Here is a 1,248-nt window from a genome sequence, read left to right on the forward strand (position 1 = left end):
AATACTTGCTTTCAATATCTTCATCTGCTTCTAATATTTCAGAAAGTGGTCTATATACATTTAATTTTTCAGGAAAATCAAAGTTAACTTTATATAAGAAACCAACGATGTAAATACGTTCTCGCTTTTGTGGAACGCCACCATATTCCAATGAGTTTAATACTTTATAATGTAAGTTATAACCTAAATCTTCTAACTTATTTTTGATAGTTTCAAATGTATTTCCCTTATCATGAGTAGTTAGACGCTTTACATTCTCAAGCAGGAACGCTTTTGGTTTTTTTACTCTTAATATTTCTTCGATATTAAAAAATAATGTACCTCTTGTATCTGAGAAACCTAACCCTTTACCTGCAATACTAAAGGGTTGACATGGAAAACCAGCTAAGAGAATGTCATGATCTGGGATGTCTTTAGGCTCTATTAGATTAATATCACCAAAGGGTTCTTCACCAAAATTATCCTTATAGATTTTCTTTGCATATACATCCCATTCCGATGCAAAAACCGTTTCACAGCCATATTTTTCAAAACCTAGACGTATTCCACCTATACCAGCAAAAAGATCGATAGTTTTATAAGTAACAGAGGTCATAACAAGATTACAAAGGATGAAAATGAGTGGATTGTACCTAAAATGGATTCTGTATAATTTATTAATCGCCTAACATTACGACAATAGCTGTCGTTAATTATTAAAATAGATCTATTTGTCTATCATACCACCAACAAAAATGAACATTTTTTCTATTAACCTATTTTTAATATAGAATTGATAGCAGTCATATGTTTTCCTACTTTACACTTAACTAGGCTGGTGAAGTGTAAAGTGGGAATTACATATCAATATAAACAACACTATAATAAGTGCTATTTAACATAAAATCTCTTGTAGGAATTAAAAAAGCGTAAGAATATCCTACGCCTGATAGGCCTCAAAAAGATTTTATATTGATTAAGATACAAGTGCTTGACTCTTAATCAAATTAAAAATTTCTTCACTAAAAATTACCTCAACGTCATTACTACCATAAGCATTTTGAGGTTTTTTCACTACAGTAAACAAATCTTTAAGTATTTTAATCGTAAGAGTATTTTGAGAGGCAGTTGAAAGACGAAAAATGGATTCATCTAAAATAGTATTTAGTTTTTTAATCTCAATTTCATTGGTCTTCTTCTCTATAAAAGTAAGATAAGCACGGTAAAGGATTGCTATTGTATTTTTATATTTCATTAATCCATGCATAT

Annotated in this window: 1 protein-coding gene and 1 pseudogene; both read right to left on the bottom strand. The window is 29.7% G+C overall.

What is annotated here, in order from left to right; all coding sequences use genetic code 11:
* A partial coding sequence (gene dcm / locus FTV34_RS17570) for a DNA (cytosine-5-)-methyltransferase (RefSeq protein ID WP_180070928.1) occupies window positions 1-595 on the bottom strand: 595 nt, incomplete at its 3' end.
* 360 nt (window positions 596-955) lie between these two features.
* Window positions 956-1,248, bottom strand: a pseudogene (locus tag FTV34_RS17575) (hypothetical protein); the annotation flags it as partial.

The sequence above is a fragment of the Acinetobacter sp. YH16038 genome, assembly GCF_013417275.1.
In the GTDB taxonomy this organism is placed as follows: domain Bacteria; phylum Pseudomonadota; class Gammaproteobacteria; order Pseudomonadales; family Moraxellaceae; genus Acinetobacter.